This is a genomic window from Duganella fentianensis, assembly GCF_009857835.1.
Lineage (GTDB): Bacteria > Pseudomonadota > Gammaproteobacteria > Burkholderiales > Burkholderiaceae_D > Rugamonas > Rugamonas fentianensis.
Genome location: NZ_WWCL01000002.1, coordinates 314,089 through 330,823 on the forward strand (window position 1 = coordinate 314,089; position 16,735 = coordinate 330,823).

Annotated in this window: 14 protein-coding genes; 8 read left to right on the forward strand and 6 right to left on the reverse strand. The window is 63.4% G+C overall.

Annotation, left to right across the window (positions count from 1 at the left end; genetic code table 11):
* Positions 1-14: 14 nt before the first annotated feature.
* The 3 genes from GTP23_RS09260 to GTP23_RS09270 are packed head-to-tail and all read left to right on the forward strand — an operon-like array spanning position 15 to position 3,785.
* Positions 15-1,313: a sensor domain-containing diguanylate cyclase gene (locus GTP23_RS09260; RefSeq protein ID WP_161034913.1), complete on the forward strand. Its 1,299-nt coding sequence runs from the start codon at positions 15-17 to the stop codon at positions 1,311-1,313.
* Positions 1,300-3,273 carry a TonB-dependent receptor plug domain-containing protein gene (locus GTP23_RS22955; RefSeq protein ID WP_161034914.1) on the forward strand — a complete coding sequence of 658 codons (1,974 nt, stop codon included), beginning with the start codon at positions 1,300-1,302 and terminating at the stop codon, positions 3,271-3,273. The genes GTP23_RS09260 and GTP23_RS22955 overlap by 14 nt, the downstream gene beginning before the upstream one ends.
* The gene (locus GTP23_RS09270) at positions 3,270-3,785 is read left to right on the forward strand and encodes a YfiR family protein (protein WP_229256025.1); all 516 of its coding nucleotides are present in this window, start codon (positions 3,270-3,272) and stop codon (positions 3,783-3,785) included. The genes GTP23_RS22955 and GTP23_RS09270 overlap by 4 nt, the downstream gene beginning before the upstream one ends.
* A 5-nt stretch (positions 3,786-3,790) precedes the next feature.
* On the opposite strand, the gene GTP23_RS09275 is transcribed toward GTP23_RS09270, so the two are convergent.
* Genes GTP23_RS09275 through dapC form a run of 3 tightly spaced genes read right to left on the reverse strand, consistent with a single transcriptional unit; the run spans position 3,791 to position 7,037 of the window.
* On the reverse strand, positions 3,791-4,927 hold the full coding sequence (locus tag GTP23_RS09275) for a PilT/PilU family type 4a pilus ATPase (protein WP_161034915.1): 1,137 nt from the start codon (positions 4,925-4,927) through the stop codon (positions 3,791-3,793).
* A gap of 56 nt (positions 4,928-4,983) precedes the next feature.
* A complete protein-coding gene (dapD, locus tag GTP23_RS09280) occupies positions 4,984-5,811 on the reverse strand; it encodes a 2,3,4,5-tetrahydropyridine-2,6-dicarboxylate N-succinyltransferase (RefSeq protein WP_161034916.1) in 828 nt (275 codons plus the stop codon).
* 11 nt (positions 5,812-5,822) lie between these two features.
* Positions 5,823-7,037, reverse strand: coding sequence for a succinyldiaminopimelate transaminase (gene dapC, locus GTP23_RS09285; protein WP_161034917.1), 1,215 nt, complete (start codon positions 7,035-7,037; stop codon positions 5,823-5,825).
* A gap of 184 nt (positions 7,038-7,221) precedes the next feature.
* On the opposite strand from dapC, the gene GTP23_RS09290 reads away from it, so the two are divergent.
* The gene (locus GTP23_RS09290) at positions 7,222-9,081 is read left to right on the forward strand and encodes a DUF4153 domain-containing protein (RefSeq protein WP_161034918.1); all 1,860 of its coding nucleotides are present in this window, start codon (positions 7,222-7,224) and stop codon (positions 9,079-9,081) included.
* Here GTP23_RS09290 and GTP23_RS09295 read toward each other — a convergent pair.
* Positions 9,078-10,049, reverse strand: a complete 972-nt coding sequence (locus GTP23_RS09295) for a dipeptidase (protein WP_161034919.1) — start codon at positions 10,047-10,049, stop codon at positions 9,078-9,080. The two genes, GTP23_RS09290 and GTP23_RS09295, sit on opposite strands and share 4 nt — an antisense overlap.
* A gap of 152 nt (positions 10,050-10,201) precedes the next feature.
* On the opposite strand from GTP23_RS09295, the gene GTP23_RS09300 reads away from it, so the two are divergent.
* The gene (locus GTP23_RS09300; protein ID WP_161034920.1) at positions 10,202-11,464 is read left to right on the forward strand and encodes a DEAD/DEAH box helicase; all 1,263 of its coding nucleotides are present in this window, start codon (positions 10,202-10,204) and stop codon (positions 11,462-11,464) included.
* Between the two features lie 34 nt (positions 11,465-11,498).
* Here the strand turns inward: GTP23_RS09300 and GTP23_RS09305 are convergent, their stop codons facing one another.
* On the reverse strand, positions 11,499-11,852 hold the full coding sequence (locus GTP23_RS09305; protein WP_161034921.1) for a translation initiation factor Sui1: 354 nt from the start codon (positions 11,850-11,852) through the stop codon (positions 11,499-11,501).
* 129 nt (positions 11,853-11,981) lie between these two features.
* On the opposite strand from GTP23_RS09305, the gene GTP23_RS09310 reads away from it, so the two are divergent.
* The 3 genes from GTP23_RS09310 to GTP23_RS09320 all read left to right on the forward strand — a co-directional run bounded on the left by GTP23_RS09310 (position 11,982) and on the right by GTP23_RS09320 (position 15,680).
* A complete protein-coding gene (locus GTP23_RS09310; RefSeq protein ID WP_161034922.1) occupies positions 11,982-14,834 on the forward strand; it encodes a M16 family metallopeptidase in 2,853 nt (950 codons plus the stop codon).
* Between the two features lie 70 nt (positions 14,835-14,904).
* Positions 14,905-15,105 carry a hypothetical protein gene (locus GTP23_RS09315; RefSeq protein ID WP_161034923.1) on the forward strand — a complete coding sequence of 67 codons (201 nt, stop codon included), beginning with the start codon at positions 14,905-14,907 and terminating at the stop codon, positions 15,103-15,105.
* 47 nt (positions 15,106-15,152) lie between these two features.
* Entirely contained in the window at positions 15,153-15,680 is a 528-nt protein-coding gene (locus GTP23_RS09320; protein WP_161034924.1) for an SRPBCC family protein, read from the forward strand.
* Positions 15,681-15,683: 3 nt separating this feature from the next.
* Here the strand turns inward: GTP23_RS09320 and GTP23_RS09325 are convergent, their stop codons facing one another.
* Positions 15,684-16,712 (reverse strand): AraC family transcriptional regulator, encoded by a 1,029-nt coding sequence (locus GTP23_RS09325; RefSeq protein WP_161034925.1) that lies wholly within the window; start codon positions 16,710-16,712, stop codon positions 15,684-15,686.
* Positions 16,713-16,735: the final 23 nt, after the last annotated feature.

Below are 16,735 nucleotides of genomic sequence, written 5' to 3' on the forward strand. Positions count from 1 at the left end.
CGTTGCAAGCGCCCATGAACCTAGTTAATGCCGCCGTGCTGCCACCTGCCGATTCACTGGTCAAGCGTCTGACCCGGTTGAATCTGCGTCTGCTCAGCATGACCATGCTGCTGACCTTTCTGCTGCTGGCCACGGTGACGTGGTATGTGGCGCGCGAGCGCCAGCTGCATAGTGCCGAACTCAGTGCGCGCCTGCTGGCCAATAGCGTTTCTCCCATGCTGGTATTTGCCGACCGGATTGCTGCCCAGGTCGAGCTGGAGGCATTCTCGCGTCGTAGCGATCTGCTGCAGGTGCAGGTGCAGCTGCCTGATGGTACGGTGTTCGCCCACTGGCAGGCCGAGGGTCAGGCTGCGCCCTTGCACGCGCTGGCGCCGGCCGGGCTGGCGCGTACGGGCATCCGGAGTTCGGTGGGCTGGAGTGCGCTGGAAGTGTGGGCGCCCGTGCGCCTCAAGGATGAACTGGTCGGTGTGCTGGTGCTGCGCGAAAGCCTGGCCAGCCTGCACCTGTCAGTGCTGCTGTTAAGTACGGTGGCGATAGCGCTGATGGTGCTGATGATACTGGTGGCCTGGCGCGGGCTGGTGCTGGTGCAGCGCAGTGCCTTGCGTCCGCTGGTGGAGCTGTCGCATCTGGCCGAACATATCGCCCAGGAGCGTGACTACAGCAAACGTGCCACCATCTACCGGCGCGACGAAGTAGGGCGCTTGAGCGAACGCTTTAACGAAATGCTCAAGCGGATAGAAATCTGGCAGGCCGACCTGCGCCACCAGCTGGAGCAGGAACACGAGGCGGGTCAGAAATTCCAGCGTCTGGCGCACAAAGATGCCCTGACGGGCTTGCCCAACCGCCTGTACTTTCAGGGCGAACTGCAGCGCCATCTGGCTTTGTGCGTCGACCATGGCGAGCTGATGGCGCTGATGTTCATCGATCTCGATAACTTCAAGAAGGTCAACGACCAGTATGGCCACGAAGTCGGCGACGAAGTGCTGTGCGAAGTCTCGCGCCGCATGTCGGCCGCTGTGCGTTCGCGCGATGTGCTGTGCCGCCTCGGGGGCGACGAGTTCGCCCTGATCCTGCCGGAACTGCCCGACGAAGCCGTGGCGGAACAGCTGGCCCAGCGCCTGATCGATGCGGTGCGCGTCACCATGACCATCAGCGGCGCCGTGATGCCTATCGGCGCCACTGTGGGACTGGCCTTTGCGCCGCTCGATGCGAGCGAGGCCACCGCGCTGCTGAACGCTTCCGACCATGCCATGTATGCGGCCAAGCGGGCTGGCAAGAATACCTACCGGAGAGCGCAGCATGGCATGGCCTAAGCTCCGCGCGCTGGCGGCCGGCTTGCTGCCGGCACTGGCACTGCTGCCGGCGCAGGCGCAGCAGACGGCGCAGGATCCGCCCTCGCTGGAGGAACTGCTGCGGCAGGCGCCTAGCGAAGTGACGCGCGATATCGAAGAATCGACTTCCTCGCGCTTCGCCCGCAGCGCAGCGCAGGCACCGTCGGTAACCTATGTGGTGACGGATGTGGAAATTGCCCGCCAGGGTTTGCGCAATATGGCCGACATCCTGCGTACCATGCCCGGCCTGTATGTGGCCGATGACGGCGAGTTCTTCTACGTCGGTGCGCGCGGGCTGGGCCGCCCGGGCGACTTCAACGCACGCCTGCTGTTTCTGGTCGACGGCATGCGCGTCAACGAGAACATCTATGATGCCGGGCTGCTGGGGCCGGAGTTTTTCGTTGACGTGGATCTGATAGACCGGGTCGAATATGCACCCGGTCCCGGCTCCGCCCTGTATGGCAATAATGCCTTTTTCGGAGTGGTCAATATCATCACCAAGGGCGTCGACAAGCTGCATGGCCTGCAGCTGCGGGTCAATACCGATAGCCAGCACCGGCATGAAGCGCGCGTCAGCGTGGGCCACCGTGCCGAACAGGGCTGGGAAAGCTGGCTGGCCCTGAGCGCTTACCAGCAGGATGCCATCGGCATGCCGTTCATGGTGCAGCCGGACCTGCAGCAGGCCTTTAACCAGTTCAGCTGGGAGCGCGGCCAGCGTGCGCTGGGGATGTTCAAATTCGGCGACTGGACGCTGCGTAGTGGTGTCAGCCAGCGCGAACACGCCATACCGGAATACAAGGGGCCGGATTCGCCCGTGGCCGTGATGCAGGACCGGCGCATCTCGGATAATCATTTTGCGGTGCTGGAATACCAGCACCAGCTAGGGCAGGACTGGCAGCTGTACGCTGCCATCTCGGCCAAGCACACGGATTACCGCTCGCTGTATCCCTTCATCGATCCCGAGCAGCGCTGGAATGAATACAGCAGCCGTGCGCTGGGCAGCTGGTGGAATGCCGATCTGCGCCTGAGTACCCAGCGCTGGCGCGACCATAATCTGATGGCGGGTTTCGAATATCAGTACGACCGCAAGCAGTCCATCACCTATGGTCTCAGCGATGGCACACTGTTCGACTATTTCTATGGCGTCAACCGGCGCCACGGCCTGTTCGTACAGGATGCCTGGACCCTGAGCGAGAGCCAGCAGCTGACGCTGGGTTTGCGCTATGACGAAGCGCGCGCCGGTGGCGCCAGTACCAATCCGCGCCTGGCCTGGACCTGGAATGGCCGGCCCGATGCCACGCTCAAGCTGATGTACGGTAGCGCCTTCCGCGCCGCCAATCTGTACGAGTACCATGTGAATGCGCCGATGGAAGCACCGATACCCACGCCGGAGCGGATCCGTACGCTGGAACTGGCATGGGAGCAGCGCCTGACGCCGCAGCTGCAATACCGTGCATCCTTGTATGGCTCGCGCATGCGTGACCTGATCAGCATCAACCACGAACTCGATGTGTTCGAAAACAGCGGCGCGATACACAACGTTGGCGCCGAACTGGGACTGGAGCGGCGCTGGGCTGGCGGCCAGCAGCTGCAGCTGGGCGTGTCGCTGCAGCGTACTACCGATACGGCCGGCGCCTCGCTGGATAACTCGCCGCATGTGATGGTGAAAACTTCCTACAGCCAGCCGCTGGCAGGCGAGCGGCTGCGCTGGTCATGGCAGCTGCAAAGCGAAAGCCGCACCAGCAGCCGCGGCCTGCAGCTGCCCGGCTATGCGCTGCTGAACACCACGCTGCTGTGGCGGCCGGCGGACTTCGAGCTGGCGCTGTCGGCCTACAATCTGACCGATGTGCGCTATTTTGCGCGCCCGCTCGGCCTGGGCGTCCCACTACTGCAGGAAGGGCGTACCGTGCGCCTGTCCATTAGCCGCCGTTTCGGTCTATGAATACGCTCAGGGCCGGCCTGATACGCTGCAGTATGGCGCTGGCACTGATGCTGGGCGCCGCTGCGGCGCCGGCGGCCGACCTGCTGCAGCTCAAGGCAGCCTTTATCTACCGCTTTGCCCAGCTGACCCAGTGGCCGCCGCCACCGGCACGGGAATTCACCTATTGCGTGGCGGGCGACGCCGAACTGCAGGAAGCCTTGCGGGCGCTGACCCAGAATCTGGCGGGCGGCACCCGCATCGTCGCCCTCAGCGAGCCATCGCGGGCCAGCCAGTGCCAGCTACTGGTGCTGGGCAATGGCGTACGCGGCGATCTGCGCCGCTGGCTCGAGGTACTCGGCGACGAGCCAGTGCTGGTGGTGGGGGAAAATCCCGAGTCTTTCCGTAACGGCGCCGTGATCGGGCTGGTGATGGAACCCAACGGGCTGGCCTTCCGCATCAACCAGACCGAATCGCGCCGGCGCGGTCTGGCCATCAGCTACCAGATGCTGAAACTGGCGCGCGAAGTCAAATAGCCGCCCTAGCCGTTCAGCTGGAAGCCGCTAAAGGAGGCGGCTGGCGGCTCCGCCTGCGCCGGGCTGGCGGCGGTGCGGCTATCGGGGCCATTATTCAGTAGCCACAGCAGATTGGTGGCGGAATCCGCATGGGCCAGTGCTTCGTCGCGGCTGATCAGGCCTTGCTGCAGCAGCTTGAGCAAAGCCTGTTCGAAAGTCTGCGAACCGGGCGACAGGCTCTGTTCCATGGCATCGCGGATTTGTACGATTTCGCCCTGTTCTATCAGTTCCGAAATGTGGCGGGTATTCAGCATCACTTCCACCGCGGCCGTGCGCTGGCCGCCGCTGGCCGATTGCAGCAGGCGCTGGCTGACGATGGCCTTCAGGGTCGAGGCCAGATCCTGCAGCAGGGCCGGGCGGTTCTCGATGGGGTAGAAGCTGAGGATGCGGTGCAGCGCATTGTAGGCATTGTTGGCATGCAGCGTGGCGATCACCAGATGGCCGGACTGGGCATACGCCAGTGCCGCCGCCATCGCCTCGCGGTCGCGGATTTCGCCGATCACGATGCAGTCGGGCGCCTGCCGCATGGCGTTGCGCAGGGCGGTGGCAAAGTCGCTGGCATCGCTGCCGATTTCGCGCTGGTTGACGATGGACTTACGGTTCTGGAACAGGTATTCGATCGGGTCTTCCAGCGTCAGGATATGGCCGCTACGCTCCGCATTGCGCTGGTCCAGCATGGCGGCAATGGTGGTGGATTTGCCGGAGCCGGTAGCGCCCACCATCAGCAGCAGGCCGCGCTTTTCCATGATCAGCTGGGCCAGAACGGGCGGCAGTCTGAGCTCGGCGAGGCCGGGGATGCTGGCCGGGACATAGCGGAACACGGCGGAAATCTGGCCGCGCTGGCGGAAGGCCGAGAGGCGGAAGCGGCCCAGGCCGGGCGCACTGACACCGATGTTAAGCTCATTGCTGCGCGCCAGTTCGGCCAACTGCTCCGGCGTGGCGATTTCGGCCAGCAGGGCGTGGATGTTGTCGGCGCTGAGGGGCTGCTGGTTGACGGGAACCAGCTCGCCATTGATCTTCAGGTGCACCGGCGTCTGCACGGCGAAAAACATATCCGAAGCATTCTGCTCCTGCATCAGCTGGAACAAGCGCTGCATGGCCATTACCGTCTCCCTGCAAAAAAAAGGCGGGGATCAGATCCCCGCCATAGTACGCTGGCTTAGATACCGCGCAGCAGTTCGTTGATGCCGGTTTTGGCGCGGGTTTTGGCATCCACGCGCTTGACGATCACGGCGCAGTACAGCGAGTACTTGCCGTCGTCCGAAGGCAGGCTGCCCGATACCACCACCGAGCCGGCCGGTACGCGGCCGTAGGTCACTTCGCCGGTAGCACGGTCGTAGATCTTGGTCGACTGGCCGATGTACACGCCCATCGAGATCACCGAGTTCTCTTCCACGATCACGCCTTCGACGATTTCCGAACGGGCGCCGATGAAGCAGTTGTCTTCGATGATGGTCGGATTGGCCTGCATCGGTTCCAGCACGCCGCCGATGCCGACGCCGCCGGACAGGTGCACGTTCTTGCCGATCTGGGCGCAGGAGCCCACGGTGGCCCAGGTGTCGATCATGGCGCCTTCATCGACGTAGGCGCCGATGTTGACGTAGGAAGGCATCAGCACCACGTTCTTGGCGATGAAGGAGCCACGGCGTGCCACGGCAGGCGGCACCACGCGGAAACCGCCTTTGGCGAAATCTTCCGGCGTGTAGTTGGCGAACTTGGTCGGTACCTTGTCGTAGAACTGCATGGTGCCGTCCGATGGCATGGCCACGTTGTTCTCGAGGCGGAACGACAGCAGCACGGCTTTCTTGACCCACTGGTTGACCACCCAGTCAGCGCCGGTTTTTTCGGCGACGCGGATGGTGCCGGCGTCCAGACCGGCGATCACGTGCGACACGGCGTCACGCAGCTCGGCGCTGCCATTGGCCGGGTTGATGTTGGCGCGGTCTTCCCATGCCTGGTCGATGATTTGCTGGAGTTGTTGGCTCATGATGTGCGGTCTTATTGAGTGAGGGATTTACAGAATTGAACGATGCGCTGGGCAGCTTCCAGGCCTTCTTCCGTTTCGGCGACCAGCGCCATGCGGATGCGGTTACGGCCCGGATTGATGCCGTGGGCGTCGCGCGCCAGATAGCTGCCCGGCAGAACCGTGACATTATATTCGGCGTACAGACGCTGGGCGAATTCGGTGTCGCTCAGGCCCGTCTGGCTGACATCGGCCCACAGGTAGAAGCCGGCGTCCGGCAGTTCCACCTGCAGGTGCGGCTGCAGCAGCGGGGTGATGGCGGCGAACTTCGCCCGGTATTTTTCGCGGTTCTGCTCGACGTGGGTTTCGTCGTTCCAGGCCGCGACAGACGCAGCTTGCACGGCAGGGCTCATGGCGCCGCCGTGATAGGTGCGGTACAACAGGAATTTTTTCAGCACTTCGGCGTCGCCCGCCACGAAGCCCGAGCGCATGCCCGGCACATTCGAGCGCTTGGACAGGCTGGAGAACACCACCAGCCGCGCGTACGGACGCTCCACCGTGGACAGACCCAGCATGTGGGCCGCCTGCATGGCGCCCAGCGGCGCCTCGCTGCCGTGATAGATCTCGGAATAGCACTCGTCGGCGGCGATGATGAAGTTGTAGCGCTCGGACAGGGCGAACAGGTTTTCCCAGTCCGTCAGGCTGAGCACCGCGCCGGTCGGATTGCCGGGCGAGCACAGGAACAGCAGCGCCACGCGCTGCCAGACTTCGGCCGGAATGCTGTCGTAATCGCAGCCGAAGTTGCGGCTGGGGTCGGAATTCACGAAGTACGGCTCGGCACCGGCCAGATAGGCCGCGCCTTCGTAGATCTGGTAGAACGGATTCGGGCTCACCACCAGCGACTTGGCGGCCGGATCGACCACCGTCTGGGTCAGGGCAAACAGCGCTTCGCGTGAGCCGTTGACGGGCAGGACCTGGGTGGCCGGATTCAGTTTGGGGATGCCGTAGCGGCGCTCCAGCCAGCCGGCGATGGCGCCGCGCAGGGCGTCCGAACCTACCGTGGTGGGGTAGTTGGCCAGACCGTCGATATGGTCGATCAGGGCCTGCTGGATGAATTTCGGCGTGGGGTGCTTGGGTTCGCCCATGCCCAGACTGATGGCGCTATAGTGCGGATTGGGGCTGACCTGCGAGAATAACTGGCGCAGCTTTTCGAACGGATAGGATTGCAGCTTGTCGAGATGTGGGTTCACGTGACGGACCAGAGGCGGATCGTTGTAAAAAGAGCAGAATGCATAACAGCAGGACAGGCATTATAGCGTCTATGGCGCCGGCACATCGCATGCTGTGTCTGTCATGCCAAATAATAAACATCGGGCGCCAGTCGGTCAGGCAGCTATGCCATACTGCGGGCTATCGCGATCAGGAAGGATGAGCATGGAGCAGGATGAATTGCTGCCGTCGGTGCAGGTGAGCACCCGGGTGATGGGCTTGCGCCTGCTGACAGGGCTGGTGCAGGGCGCTTTGCTGTACTGGATTTACCGTTCGGCCCAGCAGGGCGGCTGGCTGGCCAGCACGCCGGCCGTGATGGCGCCGCTGCTGATGGCAGGGCTGCTGCTGCCGGCCATGCTGATTTCGGCCATGGGCTATATGGCGCCGAAGAAGCTGGCGCTATGGATGCTGCTGGCGGCAGGTGCGGTGCTGGCCATCGCCCTGCATGCCGTACAGCGCGATGTGGGCCTGCTGCTGGCGTCCGGGGCGGGCGGCAATCCGGCCTGGCGCGTGCTGGCCGGCCCCGTGCTGCCTTGCGGCGCCGTATTCCTGTTCATTGCCCATACGCTGGTGCTGGCCGGTGCGCTGGACCAGCGCCGCATCGCCAGCTACGACCGCTATTTCGACCTGTCGTGGAAGCTGGTAGTGCAGCTGCTGTTCTCGGCCGTATTTGTCGGGGCGCTGTGGCTGGTGCTGCTGATGGGCAGCGGCCTGTTCGCCATGGTCAAGCTGGACTTCTTCAAGAAGATGCTGACGGAAGCCTGGTTCAATGTGCCGGTGATCTGTTTTGCCTGGTCCTGCGCCATGCATATCACCGACGTGCGGCCAGCCATTGTGCGCGGTATCCGCAGCCTGCTGCTGGTGCTGCTGTCATGGCTGCTGCTGGTGGCCGCCGTGATCATCACGGGCTTTCTGTGTACCTTGCCGTTCACGGGGCTGGCCGCGCTGTGGAGCACGGGCCATGCAACGGCTTTGCTGCTGGCGGCCGATGCCGTGCTGATCGTGCTGATTAATGCAGCTTTCCAGAACGGCCATGTCAAGGCAGCGCTGGCCGTGCGCGTGAGTGCGCGCGTAGCGGCGCTGCTGGTCCTGCCGCTGACCGCCATCGCCGTGTATGCGCTGGGCCTGCGTGTGCATGATTACGGCTGGACTTCGGACCGGGTGATTGCGGCCGCGGCGCTGGTCGTGGCCAGCTGCTATGCCTTCGGCTATGCGTGGGCGGCGCAGCGCTATGAAAGCTGGCTGGTGCCGATCGCCATCGTCAACGTGGCGACATCGATGGTGGTGCTGGCCGTGCTGATGGCGCTGCTGACGCCGATAGCTGATCCGGCCCGGCTGTCGGTCAACAACCAGATGGCGCGGCTGGCCAAGGGCAAGACCAAGCCGGCCCTGTTCGATTTCCATTATCTGCGCTTCGAAGGACAGCGCTATGGCCAGCAGGCGCTGGAACAGCTGGCGCAGCAGAGCAGCGGGCCAGAGGCAGCGTGGATACGCGAGCAGGCCAGCAAGGCGCTGAAGGAAGTGCAGCCCTGGGCGCCGGCCAGGCCGGGCACGCTGGTCTCCGTGCGCGACAATCTGACCCTGTGGCCGCAGGGTGCACGCCTGCCGGACAGTTTTGCCGCCCAGCGCTGGCAGGGACGCGATGGTTCGGTGCCCGGCTGCCTGACCATGGCGGGGATGAAATGCGATGCGCTGATACTCGATATGGATGGCGATGGCCAGCCGGAAGTGCTGCTGTTTAGCGGCGCAGGTTATCCGGGGCCGGCCCTGTACCGGCGCGACAGCGACGGCGAGTGGAGCCTGCATGGGCGGCTGGCCTTGCAGGGCAGTGCTTGTCCGGCACTGGTGGAAAGGCTGAAACTGGGCCAGTTCCAGCTGGTGGCACCGCCCATCAGGGCGCTGCAGCTGGGCGCGCAGGTGCTGCAGTTCCAGAGCGCCTTCGATCAGGATGATTGCAAGGCGCTGACGCCGGCCAGTGCTATGGTGCCGGCGCCCGCTGCAGCGCCGGCCGCGTCATCGCCTTAGGGGACAGCGCTCCAGACCTGCTGGGCCACGCGCATCATGTTGCGGCCCAATACCAGTTCCGCTTCGCTTTCGCTCAGACCCACTTTGCGCAAGGCGGCCGGTAGCTGGCGCCACACTTCGGGCGGGGTGAAGGTGGGGGCGCGCTCGGCGCTGTAGCCGGCAGAAGCCGGCCACCAGTAGGTCGGGTCGAAGTCGCCGGGCGGCGTATCGTCCAGTTCCGGCTGGGTAAAGCAGATGTCCAGACCGATGCCGGCGTGCGAGACGCCCACCAGATCGGCCACATAGGCCACATGGCGCGCCACGTCGTCGGCCGTGGGGTGTTCCTGACCGAGGAACCACGACAGACCGGACACGCAGACCACACCGCCCGTTGCCGCGCAGGCGCGGATCTGTTCATCGGTGATGTTGCGGCCATGCGGCACCAGCGTGTAGGGATTGGCGTGGCTGAAGATGACAGGCTGCGCCGAGGCCGACATGATGTCGAGGCTGCACAGCCGGCCCGTGTGCGAACAGTCCATCAGGATGCCGGCATCGTTGACCGCGGCCACCATGCTGTGACCGAGCGGGGTGAGGCCGCGCGGCAGGTCGTGGCAGCCATCGGCCACGCTGTTGTTGCGGTTGTAGGCGAAGTGGATCTGGCGCACGCCCAGCTGGGCGTAGAGCGGTATCATTTCCGGCTGCTCCAGCAGCGGCAGCGCGCCTTCCAGATCGAAGCTGATGGCGATCCTGCCGTCGGCAGCGGCCTGGATGATGTCGTCCACGCTAGCCACCAGCGCATAGCGGTCCGGGTTGGCGGCGATGGTGGCGCGATAGCCGGCAATGACGGACATGATCTGCGTGAGCGGGTTCATGTCGGCACCCACGTTGAGCGATACATAATTGACGCCTGCGGCATGCAGCCGCTGTACCGGCGTAAAATCAGCCTGCGGGTGCTGTGGCAGGCAGGCGTGGGCATCCCAGTTGATCATATTCGTCCGCTTAGTCGAAAACCTTATGTTCCCACGAATGCGGGGCCAGGGCAAATCGGGCTGCAGCGGAGCTGGCCACATGCTTTATACTTGCGCAGTATTCACCGGAATCTTCATTTTTTTGCTTACTTACCGTACACCCTAAGGCCGACATGTCTTTCTCTTCACTGGGCCTGGTTCCCCCGCTCGTCAACGCCGTAACCGAAATCGGCTATCAGCACCCCACCGCGATTCAGCGCGCTGCCATCCCCGTAATCCTGCGTGGCGGCGATGTGCTGGGCGCAGCGCAGACCGGCTCCGGCAAGACCGCAGCGTTTGCGCTGCCGCTGCTGCAGTCGCTGCTGGACAACCGCAGCGGCCCGCGCCAGCTGCACGGGCTGGTGCTGGTGCCGACGCGCGAGCTGGCGGTGCAGGTGGGCGAATCGATCCGCAAACTGGTGGCCCATCTGCCCATGCAGATCAAGGTGGCCATCGTGTTTGGCGGGGTGTCGATCAATCCGCAGATGATGGCCTTGCGCGGCGGTGCCGACATCGTGGTGGCCACGCCCGGGCGCCTGCTTGATCTGATCGATCACAATGCCCTGAAAATCGGCCGCACCGCCATGTTCGTGCTGGACGAGGCGGACCGCCTGCTGGACCTGGGCTTTAGCGAAGAGCTGAACCGCATCCTGTCGCTGTTGCCGCCGCAGCGGCAGAACCTGTTCTTCTCGGCCACCTTCCCGCCGCTGGTGCAGGCGCTGGCCGAGCGCATGCTGCACCAGCCGCAGCGGGTGGAAGTGCTGTCCGAACCGGTCAGCAAGCCCGATATCGTGCAGCGCGCCATCATGGTCGATGTGCCGCGCCGTACCATGCTGCTCAAGCATCTGATCAAGGAAAACCAGTGGAGCCGCGTACTGGTCTTTGTCGCCACCAAATATGCGGCCGAGCATGTGGCGGATAAGCTCAACCGCAACGGCATCCGTGCTGCCGCCTTCCATGGCGAATTCAGTCAGGGCGCGCGCAGCGAAGTGCTGGCCGACTTCAAGGCCTGCCGCCTGCAGGTGATGGTGGCGACCGATGTGGCGGCGCGCGGTATCGATATCGCCCGCCTGCCGGCCGTGGTGAATTACGATCTGCCCCGTTCCGCCGTCGACTACACCCACCGCATCGGCCGCACGGGACGTGCCGGCGAGAGCGGCGTGGCGATCAGTTTCGTCAGCGCAGAGACGGAGCAGCATATGCGGCTGATCGAAAAGCGTCAGGAAGTGCGGCTAGAACGCGAGCAGGTGCGCGGCTTCGAGCCAGTGGAAACCGTGCCGCCGCCAGCGGCAAATTCGGTGACGGATACGGTGAACGGCGGTATCAAGGGCAAGCGCAAGAGCAAGAAGGACAAGCTGCGCGAGGCAGCTGCGCTGGCGGCCAGCCAGCAGAGCTGAAACTGCGGCACCCGCGCGGCCAGTGGTGTAGGGCCTAGCCGCCTACACGCTTGGGCTGGTAGCCCTGTTTCTGCAGCGCCTCCATCACCCGTTCGCAGTGGTCGCCCTGAATTTCGATTACGCCATCCTTGACCGTGCCGCCCGAGCCGCAGGCGCTGCGTAACTGCTTGCCCAGCGCGCTCAGGGCATCTGCATCAAGCGCCATGCCTCTGACCAGTGTGACGGTCTTGCCGCCACGGCCTTTGCTCTCGCGTGATACTTTGATATTGCCATCGCCCTGAGGGCGGGCCTGGGCGGCGGCCTTGCAGCGGCAATGCGCGACAGGCTGGCCGCAAGCGGGACAGATACGGCCGGTTTCGGTGGAGTAGACAAGGCGGGAACTATTCATCGCCGCATTCTAGCAGAAGCCCTGTTGTGATCCGGTGTAAGGTTTTCCCTTACCTGCAATGACGATTTCCTCCCAAGCGCGACGTTTCGGTGTAAGGTAAGTCTTTCGCTTTTTCCGGATGCGTCAGGTATGAAGTCAGGTCTGTCAGTAGCTCTGTTCCGTCGCGCGGTGCTGGCCGCGCTGTTTACTGCCAGTTCGCTGGCGCTTGCCGCCACTGCTGCCGTTCCTGCTACTGCTGCGTTCAAGCTGTCCGATCCCATCCCCGTTGGCCCGCAAGTCATGCTGGGCAAACTGCCGAATGGCCTGACTTATTATGTGCAGAAAAACGCCAGACCGGAAAACCGGCTGGAATTGCGGCTGATCGTGAAAGCCGGTTCGATGCAGGAAGACGAAGACCAGCAGGGGCTGGCCCACTTCCTCGAACACATGGCGTTTAACGGCTCCACCCATTTCAAGCGCAACGAGCTGGTGTCCTATCTGCAGTCGGTGGGCGTGAAGTTCGGTGCCGATCTGAACGCCTCGACCAGTTTCAACGAAACCATCTACATCCTGCCGCTGCCCAGCGATAAGCCGGAAGTGGTGCAGCAGGGCTTTCAGGTGCTGGAAGACTGGGCCCACGGCCTGTCGCTCAATGATGCCGATATCGACAGCGAACGCGGCATCGTGCTGGAAGAGCTACGCATGGGCAAAGGTGTGGATGACCGCGTGAACAAGGTGCTGCTGCCCAAGCTGTTCAACGGCTCCTTGTATGCCCAGCGCCTGCCCATAGGTCAGGAGGCGGTGCTGAAGAACTTCAAGTACGAAGCGATCCGCCGCTTCTACCGCGACTGGTACCGGCCCGACCTGATGGCCGTGGTGGTGGTGGGCGATATCGAACCGGCGCGCGCACGGGCACTGATAGAGCAGCATTTCGGCATGCTCAAAAATCCGCCCCATGCACGGCCGCACCAGTACGCCAAGATTGCGGCCCGCGTGAAGCCGGAAGAAGTGGTGTACACGGATAAGGAGATTGCCAACAACTCGGTGCTGATCCGCTATCCCGTGGTGCCGGCGCCGCAAGGCCGTACGGTGGGCGACTACCGCCAGAAACTGCTGGAGAATATGGTGACGACGCTGCTGAATATGCGTCTGTACGAGCTGACCCAGCAGGCCAATCCGCCGTATCTGCAGGCGGGGGCGGGCATGAACGGTATCGTGCATGGCTACCGCTCGTTCAGCGCCGGTGCCTTGCTGGGCAAGGACGGCGTGCAGCCGGCCATTCAGGCCATGCTGCAGGAAAGCCGGCGCGCGCGCCAGTTCGGCTTTAGCGAAGCGGAGCTGGAACGCGTCAAGAAAGGCATGCTGCGTAATTACGAGCGCCTGTATAACGAGCGTGATAAATCCGATTCCGCCGTGTACGCGGCTGAGCTGATCCGCAATTTCCTCGAACAGGAAACCATACCTGGCATCGCCGCCGAATACCGTTACGCCCAGGCCCTGATACCCGAAATCACGCTGGCCGACCTGAACGCCGTAGCGCGCACCCAGCTGCCTGATGGTGGCAGCAAACTGATGGTGTACACGGGCAGCGCAGGTAGCGGCAGCACGGCGCCCAAGGCGGGCGAGCTGCTGGCGCTGGCCGCGGCGGCCGAAAAGCGTGACGTGGCAGCACAGGAGGAAAAGCCGCTGGCGCGCCAGCTGATGGCGCAGCCGCCCAAGGCGGGCAGCATCGTCAGTGAAAGCCGCGACGACGTGCTGGGTCTGACGCGGCTGGAGCTGAGTAATGGCGTCAAGGTGGTGCTCAAACCGACCGACTTCAATAACGATCAGGTGATCCTGACGGGGCTGCGCTTTGGCGGCTGGTCGCTGTTTGCGGACGACGATCTGTTCAGCGCTCGCTATGCCAGCAGCATCGTCAGCCAGATGGGCGTGCAGGAATTCACCCCGGCCGATATCGTGAAAGTACTGGCCGGTAAAACGGCAGGCGCGGGCGCCAGCATAGGCGGTGTCAATGAAAGCGTAAACGGTGGTTCCGGCAGCGCCGATATCGAAAGCATGCTGCAGCTGGTGCACCTGAATCTGACGGCACCACGCAAGGATGCGACCATCTTCGAGTCCTTTGTGGCCAGACAGCGCGAACTGGCGCGCAATAATCTGGCGCGGCCGGAAGCCGTGCTGGAAGATGCCGTGACGGCTACCTTGTATCCGCAGCAGCCGCGTGTGCCGCGTGCGCCCAAGCCGGCCGACTTCGATCAGCTGCAGCTCGATAAGGTGCTGGGCCTGTACCACAGCCGCATGTCGAGCGCACGCGATTTCACCTTTTTCATGACGGGCAGTTTCACTGTCGAGCAGGTCAGGCCGCTGCTGGCGACCTATCTGGCCAGCCTGCCGGTGGACGAGATAGCGGTGGCGTTCCGCGACGATGGCGTGCGGCCCGTGCGGGGCGTGGTCAAGCGGGAGGTGTATGCCGGTAGCGAACCGAAAAGCACGATCTCGCTGACCTTTACGGGCGAGGCGCAGTTTTCGCTGCGCGAGCGCATGCGGCTGCAGGCGCTGATCGAAGTCATGAATATCAAGCTGATCGAAGTGCTGCGCGAAAAAATGGGCGTGATGTATAGCGGCGGCTTGCGCGGCAATATGGAACGGCTGCCTTATCCCCATTTCACGGTGACGGCGACGCTGCCCTGTGCGCCGGAAAATGTCGACAAGGTGCTGGCGGCCGTGTTTGCGGAAATTGCCACCATCGCGGATAAGGGCGTAGAAGAAGCCGACCTGCAGAAGGTCAAAGCAGCGTGGATGAAGAACTACCGCAAAGGCCTGCGCGAGAACGGCTACTGGATGGCCGTGCTGATGAACGCCTATTTCAATCAGGGCGATCCGGCCGATGTGCTGACCTATCCGCAGCGGGTGGAGGCTTTGACGGCGGCCGAACTGAAGGACAGTGCGCGCAGCTATCTGAACCCGCAGAACTATGTGCAGGTGGTGCTGTATCCGCAGAAGTAGGGGGGCGGCCGGTGGCCTGTTACACTGGCACTTTATTTAGGCATTACCCACAGCGTAACGGAGGATGAGCATGGCAAAGAAGAAGGAAGAACTGGATCCGGAAACGCTGGAACTGATTCAATGGTGTATCGAGGTGGAAGGTTTTCTGGTGCAGGGCGGCGCTACGCAGGCGCAGGCACAGGAGCATATCGAAGAGCAGGTGGAGTGGTTCACTGATCTGTTCTACGATGGCCTGTCGCCCGAAGAAGCGGCCAAGGAAGCACTGGCCTGAGTGAGCCGGGCGCGGTCGCGCCCTGATATCCATGGGAGGGAGGACTTATGCTGAAGAAGATAGGGCTGGGTGTGCTGCTGCTGATCGCCATCATACTGGGCATGGCGACCGTACAACCGACCACATTCCGCGTGCAGCGCCAGATCGATATCAAGGCGCCGGCCGAGCGTATCCAGCCGCTGATTAGCGACTTCCACCACTGGACTCAGTGGTCGCCGTGGGAAAAGCTCGATCCTGCCATGAAGCGTACCTACAGCGGTGCCACCGAAGATCTGGGCGCCGTGTATGCGTGGGAAGGCGACGACAAGGTGGGCGCTGGCCGCATGGAGATCACGGGGCTGAAAGCGCCCGAACTGGTGCAGATCAAACTCGATTTCATCAAGCCGTTTGCCTCGGCCTGCCAGACGGAATTTACGCTGGCCAGCAAAGGCGAGATGACCAGCGTGGTGTGGACCATGACAGGGCCGGCTGATTTCACTACCCGCCTGATGGGCCTATTCGTCAGCATGGACAAGATGATAGGCAAGGACTTCGAGGCCGGTCTCGCCAATCTCAAGGAAGTGGCGGAGAAATAGGCGCTACGGCTGCTCCAGCCGGTAGGCGCCCGGATTCACGCCGGCCCATTCGCGGAAGGCGTGGTTGAAGGCGCTCTGCTCCTGATAACCGAGCAGGAAGGCGATATCGACCAGACTCAGTTCCGGCCGGCGCAGATAATCGCGCGCCAGTGCAAAGCGGGCCTGATCCAGCACCTGCTGGAACGACGATCCCGCTTCGCTCAGTTTGCGCTGCAGGGTACGCGGCGATAGCGCCAGTTCCTCGGCGATGGTCGCCAGCCTGACCTGTCCGTGCGCCAGACTGCGCACGATGGCCGCATGCACCTGCTGGCTGATGGCCGGCGTCTGTGCGGCACGCTGGCGCAGCAGCTGTTCCGCGTGCTGCTCTAGCACGGGGTAGAGGCTCACATCGGCATTCGGCACGGGCCAGTCCAGCATGGCCGCATCGAAGCTGGCGCAGTTGGCGCCCGCATTAAAACTGGGCATGGCACCCAATACCCGCACGTATTCCTCGCGTAGTTCCGGCGGCCCGCCATCATGGGTCAGGCTGAGCTGCGCCGCTGGCAGCGCACTGCCAGCCAGCCAGTTGCCGAACACCCGTATGCCGGCGAACACGCTATCGGCCAGATGGCGCTGCGTGGCCGCATAGTTGCTATGCCAGTGGTAGCTGGCCACACCATCCTGCACGGTAATGGCCGAGCGACCCAGATCGTGGGCTAGCTGTTCGTAGCGCATGGTCTGTTCCAGCGCCATGCCGAAATCGCGGCAGCTGAGCAGAATCAGCCCGTACACGCTATACGTTCCCAGCTTGACGCATTCACCCACATGCAGGCCGAAGTGCGGATCCTGCGCCAATTGTGCGCCCAGCTCCAGCAGCCGCACATACAGGTCGGCGGGCAGGCTGTCCGGCAGCGGCGCCAGACTGCCCGCATCCAGACCGGCGGCCTGTTCCAGCGCGGCCGGCGTCACGCCACGGGTTGCGGCGGCATCGAGCAGGGGTTGCAGATAGGAGCCTGCCACGCGCCGGGCGTGCTCAGGGTGCGGGCTTGGCATAATCGAACAAGGTGGTTGTCATG